This window comes from Burkholderia sp. 22PA0099 (assembly GCF_047497165.1).
Taxonomy (GTDB): domain Bacteria; phylum Pseudomonadota; class Gammaproteobacteria; order Burkholderiales; family Burkholderiaceae; genus Burkholderia.
Genome location: NZ_CP163165.1, coordinates 4,047,837 through 4,074,292 on the forward strand (window position 1 = coordinate 4,047,837; position 26,456 = coordinate 4,074,292).

Here is a 26,456-nt window from a genome sequence, read left to right on the forward strand (position 1 = left end):
GCGCACGGCGATGACGACGATCCGCTTCGCCTCGCCGCGGCTGGCCGCCGCGCTGATCGACCTCGACGGCACCATGATCGACACCGCCGACGATTTCACGGCGGCCCTCAACGCGATGCTGGCGCGGATCGGCGCGCGCGCCACGCAGCGCGACGAGGTCATGAACTACGTCGGCAAGGGTTCCGAGAACCTGATCGCGCAGGTGCTCAAGCCGCGCTTCGGCGAAGCCGAGGCGCAGGCCCGCTTCGAGGAAGCGCTGGAGCTCTACCAGGCCGAATACGCGACCATCAACGGCCGTCACACGCAGCTCTATCCCGACGTCGAAACCGGCCTGCTGGCGATGCGCGAAGCGGGCCTGGCGCTCGCCTGCGTGACCAACAAGCCGTATCGCTTCGCGGTGGAACTGCTCGCGCAATACCGGCTCGACGGCCATTTCGGCGTGGTGCTCGGCGGCGACAGCCTGCCGCGCAAGAAGCCGGACCCGCTGCCGATGCTGACCGCCTGCGAGCGGCTCGGCGTCGAACCGGCGCTGGCGGTGGCCATCGGCGACTCCGAAAACGATGCGCTGGCGGGCCGCGCGGCGGGCCTCGCGACGCTGACGGTGCCTTACGGCTACAACCACGGCAACGCTATACAAACGATAAATTCGGATGGTATAGTCGGCTCGCTGCTCGTCGCGGCGCAGGTCATCACCGCGCACAATGCGACCGAGCAAACCCTCTGATTTAATCTTCCATCCGCATGTTTCTGAACAAAAAACGGAGTCTGAGCAGCATCGACCGGGGAGCCTGGCCCTGGCGTCGCTGGTCGCGCTAACCTCGTCGAGGTTCGCCGAAGCCTGTCTTCGGCATCCGTTTTTTTGTTTTGCTGCGCGATCCGCGCTCCGTCAATCGATGTGCCCGCTGTCCCCCGCTCCGCACGCCTCGCGTCCGGGCGCCGGGAACGTGTATCGGCACATCGCCCGGCGGCAGCGCAAGCCGGTCAGGCACTGACCGCACCCCGCCCTCCGGCCCGCCGCGCAGCGCCCGCGTTTCCACTGGCACGCATTGCCGCTCGTCCCCACAGGACCGGAACATGACCGAACTCGAATTCCAATCGCTCGCGAATCAAGGCTATAACCGCATTCCGCTGATCGCGGAGGCGCTCGCCGATCTCGAAACCCCGCTTTCGCTGTACCTGAAGCTCGCGCAAACCGAGCGCGGCGGCGCCAATTCGTTCCTGCTCGAATCGGTGGTCGGCGGCGAACGCTTCGGCCGCTACTCGTTCATCGGCCTGCCGGCGCGCACGCTGCTGCGCACCCGCAACGGCGTATCGGAGGTGGTGACCGACGGCCAGGTCGTCGAAACCCACGACAGCGATCCGTTCGCCTTCATCGAGCAGTTCCAGGCGCGCTACAAGGTGGCGCTGCTGCCGGGCCTGCCGCGCTTTTGCGGCGGCCTGGCCGGCTACTTCGGCTACGACGCCGTGCGCTACATCGAGAAGAAGCTCGCCGACTCGGCCCCCCACGACGATCTGCAACTGCCCGACATCCAGCTGCTGCTGACCGAGGAAGTGGCCGTCATCGACAACCTGGCCGGCAAGCTCTACCTGATCATCTACGCCGACCCGACGCGCCCCGAGGCGTTCTCGAAGGCCAAGCAGCGCCTGCGCGAGCTGAAGCAGCGCCTGCATGCGACGGTGCAGCCGCCCGTCACCTCGCCGAGCGTGCGCACCGAAACGTTCCGCGAATTCAAGAAGGACGACTACCTGGCGGCCGTGCTGAAGGCGAAGGAATACATCGCCGAGGGCGAGCTGATGCAGATCCAGGTCGGCCAGCGCCTGTCCAAGCCGTATCGCGACAATCCGCTGTCGCTGTACCGCGCGCTGCGCTCGCTGAACCCGTCGCCGTACATGTACTACTACAACTTCGGCGATTGCCACGTGGTGGGCGCATCGCCGGAAATCCTGGTGCGCCAGGAACAACGCGGCGAGGACCGGATCGTCACGATTCGCCCGCTGGCCGGCACCCGCCCGCGCGGCAACACGCCGGAACGCGACGCCGCGCTCGCCACCGAGCTGCTCAACGATCCGAAGGAAGTGGCCGAGCACGTCATGCTGATCGACCTGGCGCGCAACGACGTCGGCCGCATCGCCACCACCGGCTCGGTGGTCGTGACCGACAAGATGATCATCGAGAAGTATTCGCACGTGCAGCACATCGTCAGCTCGGTGGAAGGCACGCTGAAGCCCGGCATGACCAACTACGACGTGCTGCGCGCGACGTTCCCGGCCGGCACGCTGTCGGGTGCGCCGAAGGTACGCGCGATGGAGCTGATCGACGAGCTGGAGCCGGTCAAGCGCGGCCTGTACGGCGGCGCCGTCGGCTATCTGTCGTTCTCCGGCGAGATGGATCTCGCGATCGCGATCCGCACCGGCCTGATCCACAACGGCAACCTGTACGTGCAGGCTGCCGCCGGCGTGGTGGCCGATTCGGTGCCCGAGTCGGAATGGCAGGAAACGGAAAACAAGGCGCGCGCCGTGCTGCGCGCGGCGGAACAGGTGCAGGACGGCCTCGACAGCGACTTCTGAACGGAGACTGACCATGCTTCTGATGATCGACAACTACGATTCGTTTACCTACAACCTGGTCCAGTACTTCGGCGAACTCGGCGAAGACGTCCAGACCCACCGCAACGACGAGATCACGCTCGACGCGATCGCCACGCTCGATCCCGAGGCGATCTGCCTGTCGCCCGGCCCGAGCAACCCGCAGCACGCGGGCATCACGCTCGACGTGCTGCGCGAATTCGCCGGCAAGAAGCCGATTCTCGGCGTGTGTCTCGGCCATCAGGCGATCGGCGAGGCGTTCGGCGGCCGCGTGATCCGCGCCAAGACCATCATGCACGGCAAGGTGAGCCGCATCGAAACCGACGGCCGCGGCGTGTTCGCCGACCTGCCCCGGCACTTCGACGTGACGCGCTACCACTCGCTGGCGATCGAGCGCGAATCGCTGCCCGATTGCCTCGAAATCTCGGCCTGGACCGAGGACGGCGAAATCATGGGCGTGCGCCACAACACGCTGCCGATCGAGGGCGTGCAGTTCCACCCCGAATCGATCCTGTCCGAGCATGGCCACGCGCTGCTGCAGAACTTCCTGAAACAGGCACGCGCGCACGCGGCCCAACCGGCATGAGCGGGGGCGACATGACGATTACGCCGCAGGAGGCGCTGCAACGCACGATCGAGCATCGCGAGATCTTCCACGACGAAATGCTGCACCTGATGCGGATGATCATGCGCGGCGACATGTCGCCCGTGATGGCCGCCGCGATCATCACCGGCCTGCGCGTGAAGAAGGAAACGATCGGCGAGATCGCAGCGGCGGCCACGGTGATGCGCGAATTCGCGCGTCACGTGGAGGTGGCGGACAACTCGAATTTCGTCGATATCGTCGGCACCGGCGGCGACGGCTCGAATACCTTCAACATCTCCACCGCGACCATGTTCGTGTCGGCCGCGGCCGGCGCGAAGGTGGCCAAGCACGGCAACCGCAGCGTGTCGAGCAAGTCGGGCAGCGCGGACGTGCTCGACGCGCTCGGCGTGAACATCGACCTGGAACCCGAGCAGGTGGCCGCCTCGATCGAGGCGACCGGCATGGGCTTCATGTATGCGCCGAACCACCATCCGGCGATGAAGAACATCGCGGCGGTGCGCCGCGAACTCGGCGTGCGGACCATCTTCAACATCCTCGGCCCGCTGACCAACCCGGCCGGCGCGCCCAACCAGTTGATGGGCGTGTTCCACCCCGATCTGGTCGGCATCCAGGTACGCGTGATGCAACGGCTCGGCGCCGAGCACGTGCTGGTGGTGTACGGCAAGGACGGCATGGATGAAGTGTCGCTCGGCGCAGCCACGCTGGTGGGCGAACTGCGCGACGGCAAGGTCACCGAGTACGAGATCCATCCGGAAGATTTCGGCCTGCAAATGGTGTCGAACCGCTCGCTGAAGGTCGAAAACGCCGACGAATCGCGCGTGATGCTGCTCGACGCGCTCGACAACACGCCGGGCGTGGCGCGCGAGATCGTCACGCTGAACGCCGGCACGGCGCTCTATTCGGCGAACGTCGCGCCGTCGATCGCCGACGGCATCGTGCTGGCTCGCGAAGTGATCGCGAGCGGCGCGGCCCGCGCCAAGGTCGACGAACTGGTACGCTTCACGCAGCAATTCAAGCGCTGAACCGAGCGCTGCCCTCTTGCCCGCCGACCGGCCAGCCGGTCGGCCAACCTACCGGACGGCCCGCCGTCAGAGTTCCATGAGCGACATCCTCAACCGAATCATCGACGTCAAACGCCAGGAAGTGGCCGCCGCCCTGCGCAGCACGCCGCTCGAAGCGCTGAAACTCGAAGCCGAAACGCGCGACCTGCGCGATTTCGTCGGCGCGCTGCGCGCCAAACATGCGGCCGGCCAGCCGGCCGTGATCGCCGAGGTCAAGAAGGCCAGCCCGTCGAAGGGCGTGATCCGCGAGCACTTCGTGCCGGCCGAGATCGCCGCTTCGTACGCGCAACACGGCGCGGCCTGCCTGTCGGTGCTGACCGACGAGCAATTCTTCCAGGGCAGCGCGCGCTATCTCGAGCAGGCGCGGGAGGCCTGCGCGCTGCCGGTGCTGCGCAAGGATTTCATGGTCGATCCGTATCAGATCCTCGAAGCCCGCGCGATGGGCGCCGACGCGATCCTGCTGATCGCCGCCGCGCTCGACACGCCGCTGATGCAGGACCTCGAAGCCTACGCGCACTCGCTGGGGCTGGCGGTGCTGGTGGAAGTACACAGCCGCGAGGAGCTGACCGAGGCGCTGACGCTCAAGACGCCGCTGCTCGGCATCAACAACCGCAACCTGCGCACCTTCGAAACCACGCTCGAAACCACCCTCGGCATGCTCGACATGGTGCCGGCCGACCGCATCGTCGTGACCGAATCGGCAATCCTCTCGCGCGCCGACGTCGAACGCATGCAGGCGGCCGACGTGCACACGTTCCTGGTGGGCGAGGCGTTCATGCGCGCCGATCAGCCGGGCGAGGAACTCGCCCGGATGTTCTTCTGACGCGCACGCCCATGGCCATCGAAACCGAAATCAAGCTCGCGCTGCCCGAAGGCGGCGAAGCGGCCGCACGCCGCGCGCTCGACGCCTGCGCCGGAACGGCGGGCCGCGAGATCCAGCTCGCCAACGTCTATTACGACACGCCCGAGCTGGCCTTGGCGCGCGCCAAGAGCGCGATCCGCGTGCGGCTCGCGCCGCAGGGCTGGCTGCAAACCTTCAAGACGGTCGGCTCGGCCGAGAACGGCCTGCACACGCGCCACGAGTGGGAACTGCCGGTCGCCGGCGACGCGCTCGAAATCGATGCGCTGCTGGCCGCCTGCGACGTGCCGGCCGCCGCCGATGCGCTGCGCGCCGCCGCGCCGTTGCTGGCCGCGCTGTTCCGCACCGATTTCGCGCGCACGATCTGGCGCGTCAGCCGCGGCGGCACGACCGTCGAGGTCGCGCTCGATCTGGGCGAGATCGTCGCTGAAGTCGAGGGTGAAAACGGCGTGGAGACGCGCCGCGCGCCGATCCGCGAGATCGAACTCGAACTGATCGACGGCGACGAAGCCGTGCTGCACACGCTGGCCGAGGAACTCGTCGCGGCCGTGCCGGGCCTCGCGCCCGACAACCAGAGCAAGGCGCAGCGCGGCTACCGGCTGCGCGCCGCCTGAGGCCCGATATCGCATGGCAACCCGTTCTTCCTCCCGCACGGCGCCGGCCGCTCAGGCTTCGCTGTTCGATATGGGCGAGACCACGCCCGACACGGCGGCCTCCACCACCGCCGCACAACCGCCCACCGCACCGAACGCCACCGCCGCCTCGATCCAGCCGCTGGCCGCGCAGTTCGACGCGCTGCCCGCCGCCTGGCGCGAGGTACTCGCGCCGTTCGTCGCGAGCGACGCCTACGCGCCGCTGTGCCGCTTCGTCGATGCCGAGCGCGCGGCCGGCAAAACCGTCTACCCGGCCGACGTGTTCCGCGCGCTGCGCCTGACCTCGCCCGACGAGGTCAAGGTCGTGATCCTCGGTCAAGATCCGTATCACGGCGACGACCGCGGCACGCCGCAAGCGCACGGGCTCGCGTTCTCGGTGCCCCCCGGCGTGCGGCCGCCGCCATCGCTGCGCAACATCTTCAAGGAAATCGCCGCGAATTTCGGGCATGACATCCCGAAGCACGGCTGCCTCGATTCGTGGGCGCGTCAGGGCGTGCTGCTGCTCAACACCGTGCTGACGGTCGAGCAGGCGGCCGCCGCCAGCCACGCCAAGCGCGGTTGGGAAGCCTGCACCGACACGCTGATCCGCGAACTGGCGCGCCGCCATCGCGGGCTGGTGTTCATGCTGTGGGGCGCCCACGCGCAGGCCAAGCGCGCGCTGTTCGATGCCGGCGCGCACTGCGTGCTCGAATCGCCGCATCCGTCGCCGCTGTCGGCGCACCGCGGCTTTCTCGGCAACCGCCATTTCGCGCTGGCGAACGCGTATCTCGGCGAGCACGGCAATCCGCCGATCGACTGGCAACTGCCGGACGAGGCCGTCACGCTGGCCTGACGCTTCCGGCGCGCCCCCGTCCCGAACGACGCGATGCGCCCCAAAACGAAACAGCCCGACCGGCCTAAGCCGATCGGGCTGTTTTCATTCGAGCAGGCCGGCGCCACACGGGCACCCGCCTGCCAAAAACGGCGTCAGACCGCTGCGATGGCTTCGCGTGCCGAGGCCAGCGAGGCTGCTTCCGCGTCCGGGCCCATGTTCAGACCTTCAGCGTAGATGAACGTCACGTCCTTCATGCCGAGGAAGCCGAGGAAGGTGGTCAGATACGGCGTTTGCGTATCGTTCGGCGTGCCGAGATACTTGCCGCCGCGTGCCGACACGACATACACCTTCTTGCCCGTGACCAGGCCTTCCGGGCCGTTCGCCGTGTAGCGGAACGTCACGCCGGCGCGGGCGATCCAGTCGAAGTAGGTCTTCAGTTGCGAGGAGATGCCGAAGTTGTACAGCGGTGCGGCGATCACGATGATGTCGGCGGCCTGCAGTTCGGCCACCAGCGCGTCGCTCTGAGCGACCAGCGCGTTCTGTTCGGCGCTGCGCTGTTCGGCCGGCGTGAAGAACGCGCCGAGCACGGCGTCGTCGAGGTGCGGCTGGGCGTTGGCCTGCAGGTCGCGAACCACGACCTTCGCGCCGGGGTTCGATTGCGACAGCTTGGCGGTCAGTTCGTCGGACAGTTGCGTCGAGCGCGCGCCTTGCGAGCGGGCGGCGGATTTGATTTGCAGGATGGTCGTCATGTCGGGCTCCGTTGGGTTTGCGCTGCAGGCAGCGCGAGTGGAGCCATTGTGCGGATGCAAGCCATCCCGAAAAAGCGGGCATCCGGCGACGGATTGTTGCAACAGCGGGACAATCCGCGCCGAATGAAACGCGACCGAACGTGTTAGAGGCCGAGCCAGCCCTTCTGCCAGGCATGCGCAGCCGGCTTGTCGGCGGCCTGCAGCCGGTAGCGCACCACGTCGGGTGCGTCGAGCCGCAGCGTGGTGGCGCGCAGCTCGTCGCGGCGAAAGGCGTGCGCCTCCACGCGATCGCCAGGCTGGAAGCGCGCCAGCAACGCCTCGAGGTTCGAGCCGGTCACGCGCAGGCCGTCGATCGCGATCAGCACGTCGCCGGCCGACAGCCCCGCGCGATGCGCCGCGCCGCCTTCGTGAACCACCGCCAGCGTGCAATCCGCGCCGCCGGCACGGGCACGCGCGCCGATCGACGGCTTCGGGTGGGGGCCGGCATCCGGGGTCAGGTTCACGCCGAACGGCGCGAGCAGGTCGGCCAGCGGCAGGTCGCGCGTGCCCGACACGGCGTCGTCGAACAGGCGGCCGAGTTCCACGCCGGTCGCCTCGGTGATCAACGCGGCCACCTCGTCCTCGCCCACGCCCTTCGGCTTGCCCTGATAGAAGCCGCGGCCGTAGCGCGCCCACAGCAGGCGCATCACGTCGTCGAGCGACTTGCGGTTGCGGGTCGCGGCGCGAATCGCCAGATCGAACGCCAGCGCCACCAGCGAACCCTTGGTGTAGTAGCTGACGATCGCGTTCGAGGCGTTTTCATCCTGCCGGTAATACTTGACCCAGGCGTCGAACGAGCTTTCCGCCACGCTCTGCTTGAGGCGCCCCGCGCCGCGCAACACTCCGCCGACCGTGCGGCCGAGTGCGGTGAAATACTCGTCGCGGCTCATCAGGCCGCTGCGCACCAGCATCAGGTCGTCGTAATAGGACGTGAAGCCCTCGAACAGCCACAGCAGCGACGTGTAGTTCTCCTGCGTCAGGTCGTACGGCACGAAGGCAGCCGGCTTGATCCGCTTGACGTTCCAGGTGTGGAAATACTCGTGGCTGCACAAGCCCAGATAGGTGCGGTAGCCGTCCGTCTTCTCGGACCGCCCCTTCACGGGCAGATCGGTGCGGTTGCAGATCAGCGCCGTGGACGCGCGGTGTTCGAGGCCGCCATAGCCGTCGCTGACGGCCTGCGTCATGAACACGTAGCGCTCCACCGGGGCCTTTTTGGTGCGCGGTTCGAACAGCGCGATCTGCGCCTCGCAGATCCGCTTCAGGTCGGCGCAAAGCCGTTCCATGTCGAGCCGCGCGACGCGGCCCGCGATCACCACGTCGTGCGGCACGCCGTGCGCCTCGAACGTCGCCAGCGCGAATTCGCCGAGCGTGACCGGGTGGTCGATCAACTCGTCGTAATCGTCGGCCTGATACTCGCCGAAGCCGTGACGGCGCGTACCGCGCGCCTCGCGCAGCGCCGTGGCCACGCGCCAGCGGCGGCCCGTGTCGCCGGCCGGCTTGGCGATCTCGACCACGCACGGCGAGGCCTCCTGCCCCTGCACGGCGAGGAACACGCTGGTGCCGTTGAAGAAGCCGCCGGTGTCGTCCAGATGCGCGGCGCGCACCGACAGATCCCACGCGTAGACGTCATAGCGCAGCGTCAGCGGCCCGGCGACGGGTGCGGCCTGCCAGCTGTGCTTGTCGGCCTTGGCGATGCGGACCTTGCGGCCGGCTTCGTTGAACGCGCGCAGCGTGACGATGTTGCGCGCGAATTCGCGCACCATGTAGCTGCCCGGAATCCACACCGGCAGCATGAAGCGCTGGCCGGCCGGATCGGGCTCGGCAACGGTCAGCGTGACTTCGAACAGGTGGGCGGCGGGGTCTTTCGGGACGATCGAATAGCGAATCGGCTTCATCGGCGGGGTCGGCAAAAAATCGGCAAACGGTTCGACATGTGAAAAAGGCGCCAGACAGATGCCGGCGCCTCGTCGCGGAGGGCGGTCAGGCCGTGCGTGCGCGCATTACTTGACGTTGGCGAGCGCGCCGTTGAGGTCGTCGGCGGACACGGCGCCCGGCAGGCGCGTGCCGTCCGCCAGGATGATGGTCGGCGTGCCAGTGACGTTCAGGCCGCGGCCCAGCGCCAGGTTCTTGTCGAGCGCCGAGGTATCGCAGTTGCCCGGGCCGGTCGGCGCCTGATGGCCGACCATCCAGTTTTCCCAGCTCTTGGCGCGATCGGACGCGCACCAGATCGCCTTCGACTTGACCGTCGAATCGGGCGTCAGGACCGGGTACAGGAACGTGTAGACGGTGATGTTGTCCATCGAGCGCAGCGTCGATTCGAAGCGCTTGCAATACGGGCAGTTCGGATCCGAGAACACGGCGATCTTGCGCGCGCCGTTGCCCTTCACGTACTTGATCGCGTTGTTGAGCGGCAGGCTCGCGAAATCGACCTTGTTGATTTCCGACATGCGCGCTTCGGTCAGGTTGCGGCGCGTTTTGGTGTCGACCATCTCGCCAAGCACGACGTAATCGCCGGCGGCATCGCTATAGACGATCTGCGAGCCGAGATTCACCTCGTAAAGGCCCGGGATCGGCGACTTCGCGATGCCCTTGACGGTGGCATCACCGAGGCGCGACTGCAGCGTGGCCTTCAGCTTGTCGGTGGTCTGATCGGCCTGCGCGGTGCATCCCAGCGTGGCGGCGGCGGTCGCCAGCAGCAGCGCGGCGATACGGACGGTGGTTTTCATTCAGTGATCCTTGGGAAGCGGTCAAAGCATGACCGGTAGTGTACGACGACGGCCGGACCGTGTCCGGCCGCCTTTGCCGGTGGCTTTCGCGGCGAAAGCCGCATGCGGGGCGAAGCCGGAGGGCGTGGCATCCGTGGCGGCAGCGGCGCCCGCGCTCAACCGAGCGCCGAGGCCACCAGCCAGCGTTTGACGAACGGCTGCGCGCCGACCAGCGCCATGCCGGTGTTGCGCACCACGCGCGCCACCGGGCCGGGCAACGCGAACAGCCGCTGCAGGCCGTCGGTGGCGACCATCAGCGCGCGGATGTCCTCGCGGCGCGAGCGTTCGTAGCGGCGCAGCAGCACCGTATCGCCGAGATCGCGGAACGCCTCGCGCGAGCCGATCGCGTCGGCCAGCGCGGCCACGTCGCGCAGGCCGAGATTCATGCCCTGGCCGGCGAGCGGGTGAATCAGGTGCGCGGCGTCGCCGACCAGCGCGACGCGCGGGGCGATCAGCTTGTCCACCGTCTGCAGCGCGAGCGGGAAGCCCTGGGCCGGCGTCACGCAATCGAGCGTACCGAGCTGGCGGTGCGTGACGCGTTCGACCTCGGCCGCCAGTTGCGCCGGATCGAGTGCCAGCAGTTCATCGGCATGGGCCGTGTGCGCCGACCAGACCAGCGACACATGGCCGTCCGGCAGCGGCAGCAGCGCGACGATCTCGCCGTCGCGGAACCACTGGCAAGCCGTTTCGCGGTGCGGCTCGGACGCCTTGAAGTTGGCGACCACGCCGGTCTGGCGATAGTCGCGGCGCTGCACGTTCGCGCCCATCTGCGAGCGCACCCACGAATGCGCGCCGTCCGCCCCCACCACCAGATCGGCCGAGATCACGCTGCCGTCGGCCAGCGACAGCACCGCCGCGTCGCGCTTCACGTCGAGCCCCTGCGCGCGCGTGTCGATCCAGCTCAGGTTCGGCTGGAAGCGCAGCGCGGCGTCGAGCGCGCGCTCGACCACCGACGACTCGCCGATCCACGCCAGTTGCGGCACGGCGGCCTGGAAGGCGGAGAAATGGAGTTCGGCCTGCGCGTCGCCGTACACGCGCATGTCGTGGACGGGCGCGAGCCGGGCCGGATCGAGCGCCTGCCAGACGCGCAGCCGTTCGAGCAGCGCCTGCGAGCTCGACGACAGCGCGTAGACGCGCGCGTCGAACGGCGTGCCGGCCGCGCGCGGCGCGGCGGGCTGCGCGAGCAGCGCCGTCTTGAGGCCCGCCTGCGTCATCGCGAGCGCGGCGGTCTTGCCGACAAGGCCGCCGCCGACCACGGCGACGTCGAAGGTCTGAGGATGGGCTGTCATGGCGCGCATTATAGCTGCGGGGCCGGGTTCGCCATGCGACGCCGGCTTGCGGAAGATCAGCCCGGCAACGCATGCCAGGCACGCACTGTCGCGCCGCTCCGACACGGACAAACCCTGTCCGAACGCACGCATCGCCGCCCGAATCGGCCCATCACCGCCCTTCTCCGATCCGGAACCATTTCATCCGTAACCGCCTGCGCGACGCTGCCCGCTCGAACGGGGCACGAGCATTACAGGCCACACGTTTCCTTACAAACGCATACCGCTTGTCATGCCCTGCGCCGCTACAGTCGGCTCCATCGATGAACGAACACCGAAGGAGATCCACCATGAAGCTCAAGCGCATCGCGATTCTTGCCTCGCTCGCCGTCCTGCTCGGCACCACCCTGAGCGGCTGCATCGTCGTGCCGGACGGCGGCGGCTATCACCACCATCACGATTACTACCGATATTGATCAGGGTTCACGCGGGTCGGGCGATTCCCGGCTTGCGTGAAGCCGTTCATGGCGTGCTATTGTTGATTCGTCGGCCCCGCGTTGCACCGGTGACGGAAAGCGAGTCTCAACCCCATCTCGAGCATGGCCATGAGCGACCTACATCCCAGCCTCACCCAACATGATCGTGTCGAGCTGCTGTGCTGGCTCACGGTCGGCAATCTCGGCGCGTTCTATCTGAACGAATCCTGGCCGTCCGCCACCTTCCAGGTTCAAGCAGCGCACAAGTGGCTCGACCGCCATCTGCGCGACGCCGACTGGCTCTGCATCGCGAAGCTCGCCGCCACGGCGCTCGACATCGCGAAGCGGCATGCCGATTTCGTCGAAACGCCCTGGGCGCGCGACGCCGTCGAGGAAATCATCGATACCGAAGATCTCGACACGAAGTCGCGGCTCGTCTCGCTCGTGATGGGCGACTGCCGCGCCGCGCTGGCCGATCGCCGGATCGCCGACTGACCTGCGCCGGGCCGCTGCGGCCCGGTTGCGCTGCCGGCGGCGCCTGGCCGCCGTCGGCGTTTCGGTCCCTGCCGATCCTCCCCCGCCGTGCATCGGGCGCCCGCCGCGCCGCCGTTCGGCGCGCCCGCTTGAAATCCCGTGATCCGAACGCGATACAATTGCCGTTTTCGCGGGCAGCCTCCGCGCCAGACCGCCGGCCCGAGCGCCGCGTCATGCCGCCAGCCGCGCCCCGCGCAAGCACCCAACATCTGATCCAGAAAGGTTTTCCATGAGCCTCAAATGCGGCATCGTCGGCCTGCCGAACGTCGGCAAGTCCACCCTGTTCAACGCGCTGACCAAGGCCGGCATCGCCGCCGAGAACTACCCGTTCTGCACGATCGAGCCGAACGTCGGCGTGGTCGAAGTGCCGGACGGCCGCCTGAAGGCGATTGCGGCCATCGTGAAGCCCGAGCGGATCGTGCCGGCCGTGGTCGAGTTCGTCGACATTGCGGGCCTCGTGGCGGGCGCCAGCAAGGGCGAAGGCCTGGGCAACCAGTTCCTCGCGAACATCCGCGAAACCGACGCGATCACGCACGTCGTGCGCTGCTTCGAAGACGAAAACGTGATCCACGTGGCCGGCCGCGTGAGCCCGCTCGACGACATCGAAGTCATCAACACCGAACTCGCGCTGGCCGACCTGGCCACCGTCGAGAAGGCGCTGAACCGCTACTCGAAGGCCGCGAAATCGGGCAACGACAAGGACGCGGCGAAGCTCGCGGCCGTGATGGAGAAGGTTCGCGCGCAGCTCGACCAGGGCAAGGCCGTGCGCGGCCTCGACCTGTCGGACGACGAGCAGGCGATCCTGAAGCCGTTCTGCCTGATCACCGCCAAGCCGGCGATGTACGTGGCGAACGTCAAGGACGACGGTTTCGAGAACAACCCGCACCTCGACGCCGTGCGCAAGTACGCGGAAGCCGAGAAGGCGCCGGTGGTCGCGGTGTGCGCGGCGATCGAGGCGGAAATCGCCGATCTCGACGACGAGGACAAGGAAGCGTTCCTCGCCGACATGGGCATGAACGAGCCGGGCCTCGACCGCGTGATCCGCGCGGGCTTCAAGCTGCTCGGCCTGCAGACGTATTTCACGGCCGGCGTGAAGGAAGTGCGCGCCTGGACGATCCACGTCGGCGACACCGCCCCGCAGGCGGCCGGCGCAATCCACACCGATTTCGAGCGCGGCTTCATTCGCGCGCAGACGATCGGCTTCGACGACTACGTCGCGTTCAAGGGCGAACAGGGTGCGAAGGAAGCCGGCAAGATGCGGGCGGAAGGCAAGGAATACATCGTCCATGACGGCGACGTGATGAACTTCTTGTTCAACGTCTAAGGTCGGATCGGACACGCCGGGCCTCGACAGCCCCGCGCAACCCGCTTCAAGCCCGCGAACGGTGCACGCCGCTCGCGGGCTTTTTGTTTCCGACGATGGCGTGCACTCAAGCGCCTGCCCCGGCATGAAAAACCGCGCAGATGAACACGATCGCGAGCCGCGTCGGCCACGCAGACACACGGCGTTCGCGCCCCGCTTCGGCGCGCTCGCGGCGCCCGCGCCTCGCGAAGTACAATACGCGGTCTCGCCGCGCACGCGCGCGGCCACGCCGCGGCAATGCGCGCGGCGCCCAGTCCCGATCGGCCCCTCCGTCGCCCGCCTCGCGCGCAGCGCGGCCGGCGGCGCCTCAACCTTCAAGAGTTCCATCGACGCAAATGGCCCAATACGTATTCACGATGAACCGGGTCGGCAAGATCGTGCCGCCCAAGCGCCAGATCCTCAAAGACATCTCGCTGTCGTTCTTCCCCGGCGCGAAGATCGGCCTGCTCGGCCTGAACGGCTCGGGCAAATCGACGCTGATCCGCATCATGGCGGGCGTCGACAAGGACATCGAAGGCGAAGCCACGCCGATGCCGAACCTGAACATCGGCTACCTGTCGCAGGAACCGCAGCTCGATCCGAGCAAGACGGTGCGCGAGGCGGTGGAAGAAGGCCTCGGCGACGTGTTCAGCGCGCAGAAGAAGCTCGACGAGATCTACGCGGCCTACGCCGAACCGGACGCCGACTTCGACGCGCTGGCCGCCGAACAGGCCAAGTACGAAGCGATCCTCGCCACCGCCGATGGCGGCAGCCCCGAGCAGCAGATCGAAATCGCGGCCGACGCGCTGCGCCTGCCGGCCTGGGACGCGAAGATCGAACACCTGTCGGGCGGTGAAAAGCGCCGCGTCGCGCTGTGCAAGCTGCTGCTCGAAAAGCCGGACATGCTGCTGCTCGACGAACCGACCAACCACCTGGACGCCGAATCGGTCGAGTGGCTCGAACAATTCCTGACGCGCTTCCCGGGCACCGTGGTGGCCGTCACCCACGATCGCTACTTCCTCGACAACGCCGCCGAGTGGATTCTCGAACTCGACCGTGGCCACGGCATCCCCTGGAAGGGCAACTATTCGAGCTGGCTCGACCAGAAGGAAGACCGCCTGAAGCAGGAAGAAGCGACCGAATCGGCGCGCCAGAAGGCGATCAAGAAGGAACTGGAGTGGGTGCGCCAGAACCCGAAGGGCCGCCAGGCGAAGTCGAAGGCGCGTATCGCCCGCTTCGAGGAACTGAGCAGCCAGGAATACCAGAAGCGCAACGAAACGCAGGAAATCTTCATCCCGGCCGGCGAGCGGCTGGGCAATGAAGTGATCGAGTTCAAGAACGTCAGCAAGGCCTATGGCGATCGCCTGCTGATCGACGACCTGAGCTTCAAGATCCCGGCCGGCGCGATCGTCGGCATCATCGGCCCGAACGGCGCCGGCAAGTCCACGCTGTTCCGCATGCTGACGGGCAAGGAAACGCCGGATTCGGGCGAAATCGTGCACGGCCCGACCGTCAAGCTCGCCTATGTCGATCAAAGCCGCGACGCGCTGGCCAGCGACAAGACCGTGTTCGAGGAAATCTCGGGCGGCGCCGACGTGCTGACGGTGGGCCGCTACGAAACGCCGTCGCGCGCCTACATCGGCCGCTTCAACTTCAAGGGCGGCGACCAGCAGAAGATCGTCGGCAACCTGTCGGGCGGCGAGCGCGGCCGGCTGCATCTGGCCAAGACGCTGATCGCGGGCGGCAACGTGCTGCTGCTGGACGAACCGTCGAACGATCTCGACGTCGAAACGCTGCGCGCGCTCGAAGACGCGCTGCTCGAATTCGCCGGCTCGGTCATGGTGATCTCGCACGATCGCTGGTTCCTCGACCGGATCGCGACGCACATCCTCGCGTTCGAAGGCGATTCGCAAGCGGTGTTTTTCGACGGCAACTATCAGGAATACGAAGCCGACAAGCGCGCGCGCCTCGGCGAAGAAGGCGCCAAGCCGAAGCGAATCCGCTTCAAGCCGATCAGCCGCTGATCACGCACTGCGCCGCGGCAAGAGCGGCGGACTAAAAAAGCGGGCATCTTGCCCGCTTTTTTCATGCGAGCGACCGGTTCAGGCTCGTTCAGGCCGGCACGCCCAGTTCGCGCAGGCGCGCCTCGGTCGAGGCCACGCCGGTGTGATGGATGCCGTGCCAGCCAAGCGCGCTCGCGGCGGCGGCGTTGTGCGGATTGTCGTCGATGAACACGAGTTGTTCGGGCGCGATGCCGGGCAACTGCGCCGCGATGCGCGCGAACATCTCGCGATAGATCGCCCGATCGGGCTTGGCGAGCCCTACCCGGCCCGACACCACCACGTCGCGAAAACGCCGCAGCACCGCGTAGCGCTCCCACGCATACGGGAAGGTTTCGGCCGACCAGTTGGTCAGCCCGAACAGCGGGACGCCGGCGGCCTCCAGCCGCTCGACCAGCGCCACGCCGTCGTCGAACGCGCCCGCGATCATCTCGGGCCAGCGCGCATAGAACGCCTCGATCAGCACCGCGTGCTCGGGAAACGCGGCCACCTTCTCGGCGGTGCCCGCCGCGATCGTCTGGCCGGCGTCCTGCCGGACCACCCAATCCATCCCGCACACGTCGGTCAGGAAACGCCGCCGTTCCACCGGATCGGCGATCAGTTGGCGATACAGATAATCGGGACTCCAATCGATCAGCACGCCGCCGAAATCGAACACCACAGCCCGGATCGTCATGGCTGGCGCGGCCTTACAGCGGCTGAGTGCGCGCGTCGAGCCACGCGCGGGCGGCGCCCGTCACCAGCGGGCCGACCCGTTCGCGCACCGTCGCGTGATAGGCGTCGAGCCACGCGCGCTCGCCGGCGTCGAGCAACTCGGCCAGCACGCAGCGCGTGTCGATCGGGCACAGCGTCAGCGTCTCGAAATCGAGGAAATCGCCGAATTCGGTCTGGCCGGCCGCGCGGTTCACCACTAAGTTCTCGATGCGCACGCCCCATTGGCCCTGGCGATATACGCCCGGCTCGTTCGAGGTGATCATGCCCTCTTCCATCGCCGTGTGCGGATCGGCGGCGGCGTAGTGCGAGATCACCTGCGGGCCTTCGTGCACGTTCAGGAAGTAGCCCACGCCGTGGCCGGTGCCGTGGCCGTAATCGAGCCCGGCCGCCCACATCGGCGCGCGTGCGATCGCATCGAGCATCGGCGAACGGATGCCGCGCGGGAACTTGGCTCGCGACAGCGCGATCATCGCCTTCAGCACGATCGTGAAATCGCGGCACTGCGCCTCGCTCGGCGTGCCCACCGGCACGACGCGCGTGATGTCGGTGGTGCCGCCGACGAACTGGCCGCCCGAATCGATCAGCAGCAGGCCGTCGCCTTCGATGGTCGCGTGCGATTCGGGCGTCGCGCGGTAATGCGGCATCGCGCCGTTCGCGTTGAAGCCGGCGATCGTCGCGAAACTCGGCGAAACGAAGCCGGGCCGGCGCGCGCGGGCGGCGGTCAGTTGCTCGTCGATGGTCAGTTCGGTCAGGGTTTCGTGCCCGAGCGCAGCCTCGAACCACGCGAAGAATTCGGCCAGCGCCGCGCCGTCCTGCGCCATCGTCGCGCGCACGTGCTCGATCTCGGCAGGCGTCTTGCGCGACTTCGCGAACGTCGACGGGTTGACGGCCTCGACGCGGCGCACCGCCTCGGGCACCGCCTCCAGCGTACCGAACGTCACGCGGCGCGGGTCGATCAGCAGCGCGCTGCCGGCCGGCAGCGCGGCCAGCGCGGCGGCGGCCTGTTCGTAAGGGCGCACCGTCACGCCGTCGGCCGCGAGCGCGGCGCGCAACGCGGCGTCGAGCTTGCCGTCCACCACGAACAGCGTGGCTGCGTCCGGGCCGATCAGCGCGTGGGCGACGAACACCGGGTTGTAGTTGACGTCGGCGCCGCGCAGATTGAACAGCCAGGCGATGTCGTCGAGCGTCGAGATCAGATGGGCGTTCGCGCCGCTGGCGCGCATCGCCTCGCGCACCTGCGCGAGCTTGTCGGCGCGGCGCGTGTGCGCATGCGGCGCGACGTGTTCGAACACCGGTTCGACCGGCAGCGCCGGCCGCTCGGGCCAGATCGCGTCGAGCAGGTCGAGATCGGTGCGCAGCGCCACGCCGCGCGCGGCCAGCGCGGCCGACAGCGCACGCGCCGCGCCGACGCCGAGCACCGCGCCGTCCACGCCCACCGTCGCGCCGGCCGGCACATGCTCGGCCAGCCATTCGACGTGCGGCTGGGTTTGCTGGCCGCCCGTCATCTTCATCAGTTCGATGCCGGTGCCGGCCAGTTCCGCGGCGGCCTGCACCCAGTAACGGCTGTCGACCCACAGGCCCGCGAATTCGGGCGTCACGACCAGCGTGCCGACCGAGCCGTTGAAACCCGACAGCCAGCGGCGCGCCTGCCAGTGTTCGGGCAGATATTCGGAGAGATGCGGATCGGCGGACGGGACGAGGCAGGCAGCCACGCCTTCGCGCGCCATCGCGCCGCGCAGCAGGGCGATGCGGGCAGGAATGGGGGACAGCTCGGGATGACGGGCGTTCATGATGAATTCCAGTGAGGTGGGGTCAGCGGCGCGCCAGCACGCCGGTGGTCAGGGAGACGGCAACGAGCGCCACCAGGGCGCAGACGGGCCATTCGAGCGTGCCGCCGTCGTAAAACAGGCAGGTGAGATTGCCGACGAGCTTGGCGACCACCGCGCCGGCCAGGCCGACCGCGAGCGCCGCGCGCAGGCCGCGCCGCGAAGCGCGCGCCGGATGCAGCCACCAGCCCAGCCCGCCGACGGCAAGCCCCAATACGACAATGCCCAACCCGTTCATCCCGCGCCCTGTGTGTCGTTTCGCATCGCCGATGCGCCGCCCGGCCCGAACGAAACGCCTGCCGTCGCGCGGCCGGCATCGGTGGTCTCCGGTGACGGAATTATAAGAGTGCGACGGCCCGCAGGCTTGCCCCGGGCGTCGGTCGAGTGTAAGGGGTCGATCAATCGCAACGCAAGCCGACAGAAGTGCCGGACCGGCCGCCGGCGCGCGTCGTCGACGTGCCAGACGCGTTCCATACGTGCGCCATACGCACGCACGAATCCCGACTATCTTGAAAAAGGACGGGAAATCGGGCGCCGAACGGTTGCCAACGGGCCGTTTCGGGCGCATCGTACCGCCGATATTTGCACGCGCCTTACTGCGACTTGGCGTCGCGCATCCCCACGGCGAACAGGGTTTTGGCGGCAAATCCGGCGCGCAACCGGCCTTGAGCGGCCGTTTCGACCCCGCCGGATTGCGCCGCACGTCGGGGATCGCGCCGGTTTGCCGTGGTTCGGCGCGAGCCGCAGCGCCCGGGCGATGCCCGCCCGGTGGCGCTGCCAGTGACAAAACCGGCAAGACGCTATAATGCGCACCTAAACGATAGCCCCCGGATATGCAGCTCCTCACGATCGGAATCAATCATCACACTGCGCCCGTCGCCCTGCGCGAACGCGTGGCGTTTCCGCTCGAACAGATCCAGCCTGCACTGTCCACGCTCACCAGCGTCTTCATGGGGCGCCAGGCGCCGAACACGCCCGAAGCCGCAATTCTCTCCACCTGCAACCGCACCGAGCTGTACTGCGCAACCGACGACCGCGCGGCGCGCGATGCCGCCGTGCGCTGGCTCGCCGAGTTCCACGGCCTCGCGCCCGACGACCTCGCGCCGCACGTCTATTCGTTGCCGCAATCGGAAGCGGTGCGCCATGCGTTCCGCGTCGCGTCGGGCCTCGATTCGATGGTGCTCGGCGAAACGCAGATCGTCGGCCAGATGAAGAACGCGGTGCGCACGGCCTCCGAGGCCGGCGCGCTCGGCACCTATCTGAACCAGTTGTTCCAGCGCACCTTCGCGGTGGCCAAGGAAGTGCGCACCACCACCGAGATCGGCGCGCAGTCGGTATCGATGGCGGCGGCTGCCGTGCGGCTCGCGCAACGCATCTTCGAAAGCGTCGCCGACCAGAAGGTGCTGTTCATCGGCGCCGGCGAAATGATCGAGCTGTGCGCGACGCACTTCGCCGCGCAATCGCCGCGCGAGCTGGTCATCGCGAACCGCACCGCCGAGCGCGGCGCGAAGCTGGCCGAGCGCTTCGGCGGTCGCGCCATGCCGCTCTCCGAGCTGCCCACGCGCATGCACGAGTTCGACATCATCGTCTCGTGCACGGCCTCCACGCTGCCGATCATCGGCCTCGGCGCGGTCGAGCGCGCGGTGAAGGCCCGCCGCCACCGGCCGATCTTCATGGTCGATCTGGCCGTGCCGCGCGACATCGAGCAGGAAGTCGGCGAGCTGAAGGACGTGTTCCTGTACACCGTCGACGATCTCGGCGCGATCGTGCGCGAAGGCAATGCGTCGCGCCAAGCCGCCGTCGCGCAGGCCGAGGCGATCATCGAAACCCGCGTGCAGAACTTCATGCAGTGGCTCGATTCGCGCAGCGTCGTGCCGATCATCCGCCACATGCACACCCAGGCCGACGCGCTGCGCCGTGCCGAAGTCGAACGCGCCCAGAAGATGCTCGCGCGCGGCGACGATCCGGCCGCCGTGCTCGACGCGCTGTCGCAGGCGCTGACCAACAAGCTGATCCACGGCCCGACCTCGGCGCTGAACCGCACCAGCGGCACCGAGCGCGAGCAACTGATCGACCTGATGCGCGGCTTCTACGCGCACGGCCCCCGCACCGACCGTTAGCGCCGCCCCCCGCGCGCATCGCGGCCGCATGCCGGCCGCCGTCCCCTTTTTCTTTCCCTTTTCGATTCCTGCCCGGGAGCGTCGCTCCACATCATGAAAACAAGCATGCAAAGCAAGCTCGACCAGCTCACCAGCCGGCTGGCCGAATTGAACGAAATGCTGAGTCGCGAAAACGTCACGGCCGACCTCGACCAATACCGGAAGCTGACGCGCGAACACGCGGAAATCGGCCCGGTCGTCGAGCAATACGCGCAATGGCGGCTCGCGCGCGGCGACGAAGCGACCGCGCAGGAACTGCTGGCCGACGCCTCGATGCGCGACTTCGCCGAGGACGAGATTCGCGACGCGCGCGAACGCATGACGCAGCTCGAAACCGATCTGCAAACGATGCTGCTGCCGAGGGACCCGAACGACGAGCGCAACATCTTCCTCGAAATCCGCGCCGGCGCGGGTGGCGACGAATCGGCGCTGTTCGCCGGCGACCTGCTGCGCATGTACCTGCGCTTCGCGGAGCGCCAGCGCTGGCAGGTCGAGATGATGTCGGAGAGCCCGTCGGACCTCGGCGGCTACAAGGAAGTGATCGTGCGGATCGCGGGCCAGGGCGCCTATTCGCGACTGAAGTTCGAATCGGGCGGCCACCGCGTGCAGCGCGTGCCCGCCACCGAAACGCAGGGCCGCATCCACACCTCGGCCTGTACCGTCGCCGTGATGCCCGAGGCCGACGAGATCGCCGAAGTCGCGATCAACCCGGCCGACCTGCGCATCGACACGTTCCGCGCGTCCGGCGCGGGCGGCCAGCACATCAACAAGACCGATTCCGCGGTGCGCGTCACTCACCTGCCGACCGGCATCGTGGTGGAGTGCCAGGACGATCGCTCGCAGCACAAGAACAAGGAGCGCGCGCTGAAGGTGCTGGCCGCGCGCATCAAGGACAAGCAGTACCAGGAGCAGCACGCGAAGGAAGCGGCCACCCGCAAGAGCCTGATCGGCTCGGGCGACCGCTCGGAACGAATCCGCACCTACAACTTCCCGCAGGGCCGGATGACCGATCACCGCATCAACCTGACGCTCTACAAGCTCGAAGCGCTGCTGGACGGCGATCTCTACGAGATGATCGCCACGCTCGTCAGCGAGCATCAGGCCGAACTGCTGGCCTCGCTCGGCGACACCGACTGACGCGCGCCGGCCGCCCCGCCATGAACGCCCCCGCCCCCACCGCCGCCGCGCTGCTGCGCGCCTCGCCGCTCGATGCGGTGGATGCGCGCATCCTGCTCGGCCATGCGCTCGGCTGGACCCGCACGCAACTGATCACGCGCGCCGACGCGCCGCTCGACGCCGATGCCGCCGCGCGCTACCAGGCACTCGAGGCACGCCGGCTGGCCGGCGAACCGGTCGCGCAACTGGTCGGCTCACGCGAATTCTTCGGCCTGGCCTTCGACGTCACGCCCGACGTGCTGATCCCGCGCCCCGACACCGAAGTGCTGGTGGAAGCCGCGCTCGACGCGCTCGACGGCATCGCCATGCCGGCCGTGCTCGATCTGGGCACCGGCAGCGGCGCGGTGGCCGTGGCGATCGCCGCGGCGCGGCCCGACGCGCGCGTCTGGGCGCTCGACCGCTCGCCGGCCGCGCTGGCCGTGGCGCGCGGCAACGCGCACAAGCTGCTCGACCCGGCCCGCCCCGGCGGCCCGCTGCAATTCCTCGACAGCGACTGGTACGCCGCGCTCGCCCCCGCCGCGCGCTTCCACGCGATCGTCAGCAATCCGCCGTATATCGCTCAGCACGATCCGCATCTCGATCAGGGCGACCTGCGCTTCGAGCCGCGCGGCGCGCTGACCGACGACGCCGACGGCCTCAGCGCGATCCGCCTGATCGCGGCCGGCGCGCCGGCGTTCCTGCTGCCGCGCGGCGCGCTGTGGATCGAGCATGGCTACGATCAGGCCGGCGCGGTGCGCGAGATCGTCGCCGCGGCCGGTTTCGGCGAAGTCGCCTCGCTCGCCGATCTCGCCGGGATCGAACGCGCCACCGGCGGCCGGCTGCCTGCCTGACGGCGCGCGCCAGGCCGCTGCCGGGGCCGCCGCCGGGGCCACCGTGAGCGCCGATGGCCCCCGCCGAAATCCAGTATCATTTCCGTTCTCAGCCCCGCATCAGCAAGGTCATCATGGATACCCAACAACACATCAAGCAAATCGTCGACGAAAACCAGGTCGTGCTCTTCATGAAGGGCACCGCGCAGTTCCCGATGTGCGGCTTCTCGGGCCGCGCCATCCAGATCCTCAAGGCCTGCGGCGTCGACACCATCAAGACCGTCAACGTGCTCGAAGACGAGCAGGTCCGCCAGGGCATCAAGGCATTCTCGAACTGGCCGACCATCCCGCAGCTCTACGTGAACGGCGAATTCGTCGGCGGCTCGGACATCATGATGGAGATGTATCAGTCCGGCGAACTGCAGCAACTGTTCGCGGCTGCCTGACCCTTTCCGCATGGAAGCACGCCCCGCGCCGCCGCGGCGCCTGATCGTCGCGATCACCGGCGCGACGGGCGCGATCTATGGCATCCGCCTGCTCGACCTGCTGCGCGCGTCGGGCGGCGTCGAAACCCATCTGCTCGTGTCGGCCGCCGGCTGGCTCAACATCCAGCACGAACTGAAGCTGTCGAAGGACGAGGTCCACGCGCGGGCGGACGTCGTCCATTCGGTGCGCGACGTGGGCGCGAGCATCGCGTCGGGTTCGTTCTCGACCGACGGCATGGTGATCGCGCCCTGTTCGATGAAGACGCTCGCGAGCGTCGCGCACGGGCTGTCCGACAACCTGATCACGCGTGCGGCCGACGTCGCGCTCAAAGAGCGCCGCCGGCTCGTGCTGATGGTGCGCGAAACACCGTTCAACCTCGCGCATCTGCGCAACATGACGGCCGTGACCGAAATGGGCGGCATCGTGTTTCCGCCGCTGCCGGCCTTCTACGCCATGCCCGCCTCGATCGACGAACTCGTCGATCACACCGTCACGCGCGTCATCGACCTGTTCGGCCTTGCCGCGCCGCGCACCGCGCCGTGGAACGGCATCCGCACGCCGGACTGAATCGGCCCTCCGCTCCCCAAGCGATATCGACCTGATCGGCCCTGGATCGGGCCGAATTCGTCGCGCCTCGATTGACAACCATCGAGAATCAATCAAATCCTTCCGCGCCGATTTATCAAATGCCCGGATCTCTCTATAGTCGAAACCAATCCGACATCGAGGTCCCCACCATGAACCGCCTTCCGTCGCTCTACCTGTCCCACGGCGCGCCCACGCTGCCGATCGATCCCGCCCTGCCCTCCACCGCGTTCGCGCATCTCGGCGGCGAGCTGCCGCGCCCGAGCGCGGTGCTGATGCTGTCGGCGCACTGGAATACGCTCGCGCCGGCCGTCAGCGTCACCCAACGGCCCGAAACGATCCACGATTTCTACGGTTTCCCGCGCGCGCTCTACGAGCTGCGCTACCCGGCGCCGGGCGCACCCGAGGTGGCCACGCGCGCGGCGGCCCTGCTGGATGCGGCCGGCATCGCCACCGCCACCACCGAATACGGCCTCGACCACGGCGCCTGGGTGCCGATGCTGCTGATGTTCCCGGAAGCGGACATCCCGGTCGCGCAGTTGTCGATCCAGCCGCGTGCCGATGCCGCGCATCACTTCCGCGTCGGCCGTGCGCTGCGCGCGCTGCGCGACGAGGGCGTGATGGTGATCGGTTCGGGCCAGATCACGCACAACCTGCGCGAGGCCGATTTCGGCGCCACGCCCGAGGACGCCGACCCGCGCGTGACGGAGTTCACCGACTGGTTCGAGGACAAGCTCGCGCGGCGCGACATCGACGCGCTGCTCGACTACCGCGCGCAGGCGCCGCACGCGGTGCGCATGCACCCGACCGACGAGCATCTGCTGCCGGTGTTCGCGGCGCTCGGCGCGGCCGACGACGACTACCAGCTCGGCATCCAGTCGCTCGGCACCTACCAGCGCGTGCTGGCGATGACGAACTACGTGTTCGCGCCCGGCTCGGCCTGAAGCCTGAAGCGAGGCGGGCGAGGCCCGCACGCCACGCCATGAAAAAACCCCGCCCGGTTCGCACCGGGCGGGGTTTTTCTTGGTGCCGCGAGAACGGTGACGCTTACGCGCCGACGTTGTCGAGGATCTCGTCGTGCGATGCGCGCTCGTCGAGGTATTGCGTGCGGTAGCCCGTGTTGACGCCCCAGAAGTAGAACGCCAGCGAGATCGCCGCGACGATCAGCATGTCCCAGCCGTAAGGCAGGACGCCCGAACCGCCGAATTCCTTGCTGCCGATCAGCGACAGCACGGCCATCGTCGGCAGGTAGGCCACCAGCCACCAGGCCGCCTTCAGATCGGCGCCCCAGCCGCCCCAGCCCGACTTGGCCTGGAAGTAGAAGTACACCGGCAGCGCGACGACCATCAGCAGGATGATCTCGCCCGTCAGCGGCCACTTCGCCCAGTAAAGGATCAACGAGGCGCACACGAACGCGAACGGCGCGATCAGGCTCATGCCGGGGATCTTCAGCGGACGATCGAGATCGGTTGCGGCGCGGCGCAGCGACATCAGGCTGATCGGGCCCGTCAGGTACGAGATCACGGTCGCGACCGAGATCACCGCCGCCAGCGAGCTCCAGCCGCGGAAGAAGAACAGGAACACGAACGACACGAGCAGGTTGAACCACATCGCGTTGCGCGGCACGCCGTACAGCGGGTGCACGTTGCCGAACATCTTCGGCATCGTGTTGTTGCGCTCCATCGCGTAGATCATCCGCGTGGTGGTGGCCATGTAGGTCGTGCCGGTGCCGCTCGGGCTGATGAACGCGTCGACGTACAGCAACACGGCCAGCCAGTTCAGGTTCAGCGCGATCGCCAGTTCCGCGAACGGCGAGGCGAAGTTGAACTGTTTCCAGCCCTTCGCGACTTCGGTCGGATCGACCGAGCCGATATAGGCGATCTGCAGCAGCACGTAGATCACCAACGCGAGCAGGATCGACGTGATCACCGCGAACGGCACGCTGCGCGCCGGGTTCCGGGCCTCACCGGCCAGGTTCACCGGGCTCTGGAAGCCGTTGAACGCGAACACGATGCCGCTGGTCGACACGGCCGTCAGCACCGCCGACCAGCCGTAGGGCGCGAACGCACCGCTGGTGGCCATGCCGAGGTTCTCGGAGTGGAAGCTCGTCAGCATCAGGCCGAGAATCGTCAGGCCCGGGATCAGGAACTTGAACACGGTGATCGCCGAGTTGGCGCGCGCGAACAGCTTCACGCCCCAGAAGTTCAGCATGAAGTACACGACCACCAGCACCGCGGACAGCAACAAGCCTGGTGTGGTGAGCGACCCGTCGACGAACAGGCTGTGCGCCCATTGGTATGGCCACGTGCTCATGTACTGGATCGATGCCTCGGCCTCGATCGGGATCACCGAGACGATCGCGATCCAGTTCGCCCAGGCGCTGATGAAGCCGACCAGCGAGCCGTGCGAGTAGCGCGCGTAACGCACCATGCCGCCCGACTCGGGGAACATCGCGCCGAGTTCGGCATACGCAAGTGCAATCGCCAGAATCACGACCGCGCCGATGACCCAGGCGCAAATCGCGGCGGGACCGGCGATCTTCGAGGCTTTCCAGGCCCCGAACAGCCAGCCGGAGCCGATGATCGACCCCAGACCCGTCAGCATGAGCGCGATCGGGCCGATGTTCCGTTGAATAGAACTATTCACAACTTCTCCTATGTCTCTCAAAAAGCCTTGTCATGACCCTGCCGAAGATCGTTCGGCAGGCGCCGCGCCGGCATATTTGGTAGGCGGTTGCCCTGCCCGGGACAACCCGCCCGTGCGGCGCGTAGTGTAATACGGTTGCACCTCCCTCATGGCGGCAAAATCGATCAGCCCCTACAAAAAAATGAACGTCTCCGCAAGCTTTGTAAGCGTGATTCGTGGTATTTCTCAGGGTTTCCCCAGGA

General features: G+C 67.8%; 25 protein-coding genes. 17 read left to right on the top strand and 8 right to left on the bottom strand.

Going from position 1 to position 26,456, the window contains the following annotated elements; all coding sequences use genetic code 11:
- The first annotated feature begins 10 nt into the window (after positions 1-10).
- From AB4851_RS33375 to AB4851_RS33405, 7 genes are all read left to right on the top strand, one after another.
- On the top strand, positions 11-724 hold the full coding sequence (locus tag AB4851_RS33375; RefSeq protein ID WP_414450426.1) for a phosphoglycolate phosphatase: 714 nt from the start codon (positions 11-13) through the stop codon (positions 722-724).
- 350 nt (positions 725-1,074) lie between these two features.
- On the top strand, positions 1,075-2,568 hold the full coding sequence (gene trpE / locus AB4851_RS33380; protein WP_414450427.1) for an anthranilate synthase component I: 1,494 nt from the start codon (positions 1,075-1,077) through the stop codon (positions 2,566-2,568).
- Positions 2,569-2,581: 13 nt separating this feature from the next.
- Positions 2,582-3,172 carry an anthranilate synthase component II gene (locus AB4851_RS33385; protein ID WP_414450428.1) on the top strand — a complete coding sequence of 197 codons (591 nt, stop codon included), beginning with the start codon at positions 2,582-2,584 and terminating at the stop codon, positions 3,170-3,172.
- Positions 3,173-3,183: 11 nt separating this feature from the next.
- Positions 3,184-4,215, top strand: a complete 1,032-nt coding sequence (gene trpD, locus AB4851_RS33390) for an anthranilate phosphoribosyltransferase (RefSeq protein WP_414450429.1) — start codon at positions 3,184-3,186, stop codon at positions 4,213-4,215.
- A 76-nt stretch (positions 4,216-4,291) separates the two neighbouring features.
- Positions 4,292-5,077 (top strand): indole-3-glycerol phosphate synthase TrpC, encoded by a 786-nt coding sequence (gene trpC / locus AB4851_RS33395; RefSeq protein ID WP_414450430.1) that lies wholly within the window; start codon positions 4,292-4,294, stop codon positions 5,075-5,077.
- An 11-nt stretch (positions 5,078-5,088) separates the two neighbouring features.
- Complete coding sequence (locus tag AB4851_RS33400) at positions 5,089-5,727, top strand: CYTH domain-containing protein (protein ID WP_414450431.1); 639 nt, start codon at positions 5,089-5,091, stop codon at positions 5,725-5,727.
- Between the two features lie 13 nt (positions 5,728-5,740).
- A complete protein-coding gene (locus AB4851_RS33405; RefSeq protein ID WP_414450432.1) occupies positions 5,741-6,598 on the top strand; it encodes a uracil-DNA glycosylase in 858 nt (285 codons plus the stop codon).
- 134 nt (positions 6,599-6,732) lie between these two features.
- On the opposite strand, the gene AB4851_RS33410 is transcribed toward AB4851_RS33405, so the two are convergent.
- From AB4851_RS33410 to AB4851_RS33425, 4 genes are all read right to left on the bottom strand, one after another.
- Complete coding sequence (locus AB4851_RS33410) at positions 6,733-7,329, bottom strand: FMN-dependent NADH-azoreductase (RefSeq protein WP_414450433.1); 597 nt, start codon at positions 7,327-7,329, stop codon at positions 6,733-6,735.
- 143 nt (positions 7,330-7,472) lie between these two features.
- Complete coding sequence (locus AB4851_RS33415) at positions 7,473-9,263, bottom strand: M61 family metallopeptidase (RefSeq protein WP_414450434.1); 1,791 nt, start codon at positions 9,261-9,263, stop codon at positions 7,473-7,475.
- A 105-nt stretch (positions 9,264-9,368) separates the two neighbouring features.
- Positions 9,369-10,094, bottom strand: a complete 726-nt coding sequence (locus tag AB4851_RS33420; protein ID WP_414443804.1) for a DsbC family protein — start codon at positions 10,092-10,094, stop codon at positions 9,369-9,371.
- A 155-nt stretch (positions 10,095-10,249) separates the two neighbouring features.
- Entirely contained in the window at positions 10,250-11,431 is a 1,182-nt protein-coding gene (locus AB4851_RS33425; RefSeq protein WP_414450435.1) for a UbiH/UbiF family hydroxylase, read from the bottom strand.
- Between the two features lie 320 nt (positions 11,432-11,751).
- On the opposite strand from AB4851_RS33425, the gene AB4851_RS33430 reads away from it, so the two are divergent.
- From AB4851_RS33430 to ettA, 4 genes are all read left to right on the top strand, one after another.
- A complete protein-coding gene (locus AB4851_RS33430; protein WP_414443802.1) occupies positions 11,752-11,877 on the top strand; it encodes a hypothetical protein in 126 nt (41 codons plus the stop codon).
- 129 nt (positions 11,878-12,006) lie between these two features.
- Positions 12,007-12,372 (top strand): hypothetical protein, encoded by a 366-nt coding sequence (locus AB4851_RS33435; protein WP_414450436.1) that lies wholly within the window; start codon positions 12,007-12,009, stop codon positions 12,370-12,372.
- 268 nt (positions 12,373-12,640) lie between these two features.
- Positions 12,641-13,735: a redox-regulated ATPase YchF gene (gene ychF / locus AB4851_RS33440; protein ID WP_414443800.1), complete on the top strand. Its 1,095-nt coding sequence runs from the start codon at positions 12,641-12,643 to the stop codon at positions 13,733-13,735.
- Between the two features lie 374 nt (positions 13,736-14,109).
- On the top strand, positions 14,110-15,777 hold the full coding sequence (ettA, locus tag AB4851_RS33445) for an energy-dependent translational throttle protein EttA (protein ID WP_414450437.1): 1,668 nt from the start codon (positions 14,110-14,112) through the stop codon (positions 15,775-15,777).
- An 88-nt stretch (positions 15,778-15,865) separates the two neighbouring features.
- On the opposite strand, the gene AB4851_RS33450 is transcribed toward ettA, so the two are convergent.
- From AB4851_RS33450 to AB4851_RS33460, 3 genes are read right to left on the bottom strand one after another with little or no spacing between them, the layout of a single operon-like run.
- Positions 15,866-16,489, bottom strand: coding sequence for an HAD family hydrolase (locus tag AB4851_RS33450; RefSeq protein WP_414450438.1), 624 nt, complete (start codon positions 16,487-16,489; stop codon positions 15,866-15,868).
- Between the two features lie 13 nt (positions 16,490-16,502).
- On the bottom strand, positions 16,503-18,317 hold the full coding sequence (locus AB4851_RS33455; protein WP_414450439.1) for an aminopeptidase P family protein: 1,815 nt from the start codon (positions 18,315-18,317) through the stop codon (positions 16,503-16,505).
- 22 nt (positions 18,318-18,339) lie between these two features.
- Positions 18,340-18,591, bottom strand: coding sequence for a hypothetical protein (locus AB4851_RS33460; protein ID WP_414450440.1), 252 nt, complete (start codon positions 18,589-18,591; stop codon positions 18,340-18,342).
- Between the two features lie 595 nt (positions 18,592-19,186).
- Between AB4851_RS33460 and hemA the strand changes: the two genes are divergently transcribed.
- The 6 genes from hemA (at position 19,187) to AB4851_RS33490 (ending at position 24,512) form a co-directional block, all read left to right on the top strand.
- Complete coding sequence (hemA, locus tag AB4851_RS33465; protein WP_414443795.1) at positions 19,187-20,473, top strand: glutamyl-tRNA reductase; 1,287 nt, start codon at positions 19,187-19,189, stop codon at positions 20,471-20,473.
- A gap of 93 nt (positions 20,474-20,566) precedes the next feature.
- Positions 20,567-21,649, top strand: a complete 1,083-nt coding sequence (gene prfA, locus AB4851_RS33470; protein WP_414450441.1) for a peptide chain release factor 1 — start codon at positions 20,567-20,569, stop codon at positions 21,647-21,649.
- Between the two features lie 20 nt (positions 21,650-21,669).
- Entirely contained in the window at positions 21,670-22,518 is an 849-nt protein-coding gene (gene prmC, locus AB4851_RS33475; protein ID WP_414450442.1) for a peptide chain release factor N(5)-glutamine methyltransferase, read from the top strand.
- Positions 22,519-22,631: 113 nt separating this feature from the next.
- Positions 22,632-22,943, top strand: coding sequence for a Grx4 family monothiol glutaredoxin (gene grxD / locus AB4851_RS33480; RefSeq protein ID WP_414443792.1), 312 nt, complete (start codon positions 22,632-22,634; stop codon positions 22,941-22,943).
- 10 nt (positions 22,944-22,953) lie between these two features.
- Positions 22,954-23,550 (top strand): UbiX family flavin prenyltransferase, encoded by a 597-nt coding sequence (locus tag AB4851_RS33485; protein WP_414450443.1) that lies wholly within the window; start codon positions 22,954-22,956, stop codon positions 23,548-23,550.
- A 170-nt stretch (positions 23,551-23,720) separates the two neighbouring features.
- On the top strand, positions 23,721-24,512 hold the full coding sequence (locus AB4851_RS33490) for a DODA-type extradiol aromatic ring-opening family dioxygenase (RefSeq protein ID WP_414450444.1): 792 nt from the start codon (positions 23,721-23,723) through the stop codon (positions 24,510-24,512).
- Positions 24,513-24,615: 103 nt separating this feature from the next.
- Here AB4851_RS33490 and AB4851_RS33495 read toward each other — a convergent pair whose 3' ends face one another.
- Entirely contained in the window at positions 24,616-26,214 is a 1,599-nt protein-coding gene (locus AB4851_RS33495) for an APC family permease (protein ID WP_414450445.1), read from the bottom strand.
- Between the last annotated feature and the right edge of the window lie 242 nt (positions 26,215-26,456).